The sequence below is a fragment of the Mycobacterium sp. genome (assembly GCF_049281135.1).
GTDB lineage: Bacteria > Actinomycetota > Actinomycetes > Mycobacteriales > Mycobacteriaceae > Mycobacterium.
This window is the reverse complement of sequence record NZ_JBAPRN010000410.1, coordinates 1-5,282: the sequence shown is the minus strand read 5'-3', so window position 1 is coordinate 5,282 and position 5,282 is coordinate 1. Positions and strand designations below refer to the sequence as shown.

Annotated in this window: 4 protein-coding genes; all 4 read left to right on the top strand. The window is 65.1% G+C overall.

Going from position 1 to position 5,282, the window contains the following annotated elements; translation table 11 throughout:
• Positions 1-594, top strand: a 594-nt coding sequence (locus WAN02_RS16625; protein ID WP_422265315.1) for an oxygenase MpaB family protein, incomplete at its 5' end; no start/stop codon positions are given.
• A gap of 120 nt (positions 595-714) precedes the next feature.
• Entirely contained in the window at positions 715-1,620 is a 906-nt protein-coding gene (locus WAN02_RS16620; RefSeq protein ID WP_422265314.1) for a class I SAM-dependent methyltransferase, read from the top strand.
• Positions 1,621-1,891: 271 nt separating this feature from the next.
• Entirely contained in the window at positions 1,892-3,733 is a 1,842-nt protein-coding gene (gene eccA, locus WAN02_RS16615) for a type VII secretion AAA-ATPase EccA (protein WP_422265313.1), read from the top strand.
• Positions 3,730-5,282: type VII secretion protein EccB (gene eccB, locus WAN02_RS16610; protein ID WP_422265312.1), on the top strand; the 1,553-nt coding region annotated here is incomplete at its 3' end. The genes eccA and eccB, both read left to right, overlap by 4 nt.

Sequence of the window (5,282 nt, the reverse complement as noted above, 5' to 3'; positions counted from 1 at the left end):
GCGGTGAACCGTGCGCACGCCCAGGTGTACTCGACTCCGGACAGCCCCGTGCAATACAACGCCTTCGACCTCGATTTGCAATTGTGGGTGGCCGCTTGCCTTTACAAGGGTGGGGTCGACTTCTATCGGATGTTCATCGGCGAGATGGACGATCGCGACGCCGATCGTCACTACCAGGAAGCCGTCGTACTCGCTTCCACGTTGCAGGTGCCGCCGGAGATGTGGCCCTCCGACCGGGCCGCCTTCGACCGCTACTGGAACGAGCAACTCGAGAAGGTCCACATCGACGACGCGGTCCGGCACTTCCTGTATCCGATTGCTGTGGGCCGCATCCGGGCGTTGCGACTACCCGAGTTCGTGCGCCGGCAGCCGGAAAAGCTGGCTCTGCTGCTGACCGCCGGGTTTCTGCCGCAACGATTTCGGGACGAGATGCGCTTCTCGTGGGACGCCGCCGCGCAACGGCGCTTCGACCGGCTGATCGCCGTGCTGCGTACGGTGAACAACGCGATGCCACGGTTTGTTCAGCAGTTCCCGTTCAACGTGGTGCTGTGGGACCTGGACCGGCGGATCAAGGCCGGCCGACCATTGGTGTAGCGGCCTAATACCCCCTACCGGGACGGGGTCTTGTTCTACGACACAACGTCGTATTGAATGCCGTCGTGGCTGGATCCGACGACGTAAGCGCGCTGCCCTGCCCGCGTAGGGTCGGTTGGCGTGCGAACTGACGACGATAACTGGGACATCACGACAACTGTCGGCGCGACTGCGTTACTTGTCGCCACCGCTCGAGCATTGGAGGCGCAGAAGCCTGACCCGTTGGCAGTCGACTCATTTGCCGAGGTGTTCTGCCGTGCGGTCGGCGGCAATGCCGCCGACGTGCTGGACGGCAAGAACCCTGACCATCAACTCAAATCCCCTGGCTGGGGGCAGCACTTCGTCAACTTCCAGGGCGCGCGTACCAGATACTTCGACGACTACTTCCGGCGAGCCGCTGAGGCCGGTGTACGGCAGGTGGTGATCTTGGCCGCCGGTCTGGACTCTCGCGCCTACCGGTTGTCCTGGCCCGATGCGGCAACGATCTTCGAGCTGGATCGTCCACAGGTTCTCGATTTCAAGCGCGAGGTGCTGAGCCAGCGGGGAGCCACGCCGAACGCCGAACGCCGTGAGGTTGCCATCGACCTCCGCGAGGATTGGCCGCAGGCGTTGCGGGACAGTGGTTTCGACCCTGCGAAGCCGTCGGCGTGGATCGCCGAAGGTCTACTGATCTATCTGCCCGTCGCCGCGCGAGAGCAGCTGTTCACCGGGATCGACGCGCTGGCCAGTTCGGGAAGTCACGTCGCAGTAGAGGAAAGTGCGGCACTGTCTGACGAAGCGTACGAGGCTGCCGTCGCGGGAGAGCGGGCAGCTCGGGCCGAGGGTGACGGCCGATTGTTCTTCCAACTGACCTACAACGAGCAGCACGACCCGGCCCAGCAATGGTTCGACGAACACGGCTGGATCGTGGTTGCGACGCCGCTGGCCGACTACTTCCGCGACGTGGGCCGCCCGGTGCCCGGACCGGATGTCGAGGCCGGACCGATGATCGCCCGGAACACTTTGGTCAGGGCGGTCAAAAAATGAGATCCCGATGCCGTACAGTTCTTCGCTAATGACATCCATTTTCATTAAGCCACGGCGCAACGAAGGGGGAAGGCCTGTCGGTCTCCCCGCGCCCAAAAGACGTTCCGGGGCGGCCTTCAAGTGGACTGACCTGCAGCGCTTGAGCTTTCACAGCCCAGTGAGCGAGGCCACGCATCCAGCGAATACGTGCGTATCGACACCTAGCTTATGCAATGCTAACTTCGCCCGAAGTTAGCTTAGGCAACACTACGTCTGAAGGGGAGACTGAGGCGTGGAAATCGCTGACACCGGCAGTGTCGCCACCCGGCGGACAACTGTCAGGGTGGACGATGACGTAACGAGTCGATTCGCGACCTGCTGCCGCGCGCTCGGGCTGACTATCTATGACCGCAAGCGCCCGGCAGACCTGGCGGCCGCCCGCTCCGGGTTCACCGGCCTGGTCCGCATCGCCCATGATCAGGCCGATGCATGGGTCGGGCTGGCCGCCGCCGGCGATCTGTCTCTGTCTGTGCTGGAAGCGATTTCGCACAATGTGGCGACGGCCGGAGTGCTGCAACGCCACGTGGAATTGGCGCCGGGTGCGTTGGGCTTCCTGTACGACACTGGTCTGTACCTGAAGTTCCGCGCCACCGAACCCGATGATTTCCATCTTGCTTACGCCGCGGCGCTGGCCGGTGACGGGCGCTTTGCTGCCGCGTATCAACTCGTCAGCGATGTCACCCGGCGTCGACCGAGCTCGCGGGAGTCCCGCTGGGTTGGGTCGATCGTGCACTACCGCGCCGAGCGCTGGTCTGACGTGGTCAAATTGCTGTCGCCGATCGTGAACGACCCCGATCTCGACGAGCACTTCGCGCACGCGGTGAAGGTGGCGCTGGGTATTTCGTTGGCGCGGCTGGGCATGTTTGCTGCCGCGCTGTCCTATCTCGAGGATCCAGACGGTCCGGTGGCCGTCGCCGCGGTCGACGGGGCGTTAGCCAGGGCGCTGTCACTGCGCGGGGACGGCGACGAGGACACCGCGCGCGAGGTACTGCAGGACCTGTATGCCGCCAACCCGGAAAACGCTCAGGTCGAAGAGGCGCTGACGGATTCCAGCTTCGGGATCGTGCCCACCACCGGCGACCGCATTGCCGCGCGCATCGACCCCTGGGATCCGGCCACCGAACCCAAGCCTGGCGATTTCGTCGACCCGGGAGCGCAAGAGCGCAAGGCGGTGCTGTTGTCCGAGGCCGAGCGTGAGCTCGATGAGTTCATCGGTCTGGAGAAGGTCAAAGATCAGGTCGCTCGGCTCAAGAGCGCGGTGGCAATGGAGCTGGTGCGTAAGGAGCGTGGGCTGGAAGTGGCCCAGCGCACCCACCATCTGGTGTTCACCGGTCCTCCGGGAACCGGGAAGACCACGATCGCGCGTGTCGTCGCGAAAATCTATTGTGGCCTAGGCCTTTTGAAGAAAGAAAACATCAAGGAGGTGCACCGTGCCGATTTGATCGGTCAGCACATCGGGGAGACCGAGGCCAAGACCAACGCGATCATCGACAGCGCCCTGGATGGTGTGCTGTTCCTCGACGAGGCGTACGCCCTGGTTGCCACCGGCGCCAAGAACGACTTCGGCCTGGTGGCCATCGACACCTTGTTGGCCCGGATGGAGAACGACCGTGACCGGTTGGTGGTCATCATCGCCGGCTACCGCGCCGACCTGGATCGGTTCCTGGACACCAACCAGGGTCTGCGATCGCGGTTCACTCGCACCATCGACTTCCCGTCCTACCAGCCGGCCGAACTGATCGAGATCGCCAACTTCATGGCCACCCGACGCGACAGCGCGTTCGAGCAGTCGGCGCTGGCCGATCTGGAGGCGCTGTTCGCCCACCTGGCCGGCACGACGAAGGCAGATTCGGCTGGCGTCGAACGTCGCGGCCTGGACATCGCGGGTAACGGTCGATTCGTCCGAAACGTCGTCGAAAAATCGGAAGAGGAACGCGAATTCCGGCTGGACCACTCTGAACACGCGCAAACCGGTGAATTCACCGACGAGGAGCTCATGACGATCACCGCCGCCGACCTTGCCAACACCGTGCCGCCGCTACTGGAAGGCCTGCGGCTGGAGATGCCGGCATGACCAACCCGGAGTCACCCGACGACCGGCGCTCCTTCGCCTCGCGCACCCCGGTCAATGACAACCCTGAGAAAGTCGTTTACCGCCGCGGCTTCGTGACGCGTCATCAGGTGAGTGGTTGGCGGTTTGTGATGCGCCGCATCGCTTCCGGTGTGGCTCTGCATGACACCCGGATGCTGGTGGATCCGCTGCGCAGCCAGACCCGCGCGGTACTGATGGGCGTGATCGTGCTGATCACCGCGCTGGCGGGCTGCTTTGTGTTCTCGCTGATCCGGCCGAACGGATCGGCGGCCAACAACCCGATTCTGGCCGACCGGTCCACTGCCGCGCTGTACGTGCGGGTGGGCGACCAACTGCATCCGGTGCTGAATTTGGCGTCGGCCCGGCTGATCGCCGGCAAGCCGGCCAACCCCACCATGGTGAAAAGCACTGAGCTGGACAAGTTTGCGTTGGGCAACCTGATCGGTATCCCGGGCGCGCCGCAGCGGATGGTGCAGAACGCCCGCAAGGACGCCGACTGGACGGTATGCGATTCCGCCGCTGGGACTGCGGCTGGTGTCACGGTGATAGCAGGAACTCCCGATAGCACCGGCGCCCGGGCGGGGGCGGTAGAAGCCGGCAAGGCAGTGCTGGTCAGCAACCCCACCAGCGCATGGCTGCTGTGGGACGGTCGGCGTAGCCGGATCGACCTGGCCGATCACGCGGTGACCAGCGCGCTGGGCCTGGGCAGCGACATCCCGGCGCCGCGGCCTATCGCCGCCGGGTTGTTCAATGCGATCCCCGAGTCGCCGCCGCTGACCGCCCCGGTGATCCCCGACGCCGGCAGTCCGGCCCGGTTCGCGGTGCCCGCCCCGGTCGGTGGGGTGGTGGAATCCCATGGTATGGAGGGCAATTCGGCCAACGGCCTGATCTATTATGCCGTGCTGCCCGACGGGCTGCAGCAGATCTCCCCGGTGTTGGCCGCCATCCTGCGCAACGCCAACTCGTATGGTCTGGATCAGCCGCCGCGGCTGGGTGCCGACACGATCGCCAAGCTCCCGGTGTCGCGGCAGCTGGATACCAGCCGCTACCCGGGGCAGCGGATCAGCCTGCTGGATGCGACGCACGATCCGGTCACCTGCGCGCACTGGAGCAAGTCGGCCGGTGCGAGCACGAATTCGCTGACGTTGCTGGCCGGTTCGGTGCCGCCGATTCCGGATGGGGTGCACACCGAGGATCTGGTGGGTGCGGGTGCCGGTGGCACGGCCCGCCGGGTCGCGATGGCGCCCGGCACCGGGTATTTCGCCCAGACCGTCGGACAGAATTCAGCGTCACCGGCCGCCGGGTCGCTGTTCTGGATCTCTGACACCGGCGTCCGATACGGCATCGACAACGAAGCCGCGCGGGGCGGTGTGACGGGGAACGTGAACACCGTTGAGGCTCTTGGGCTGAGTCAGCCGGCGACTCCGATTCCGTGGTCGATCCTGTCGTTGTACGCACCGGGACCCACGCTGTCGCGGGCTGACGCACTGCTCGCCCACGATGGTCTGGCCCCCGACCCGCGACCCGGTCG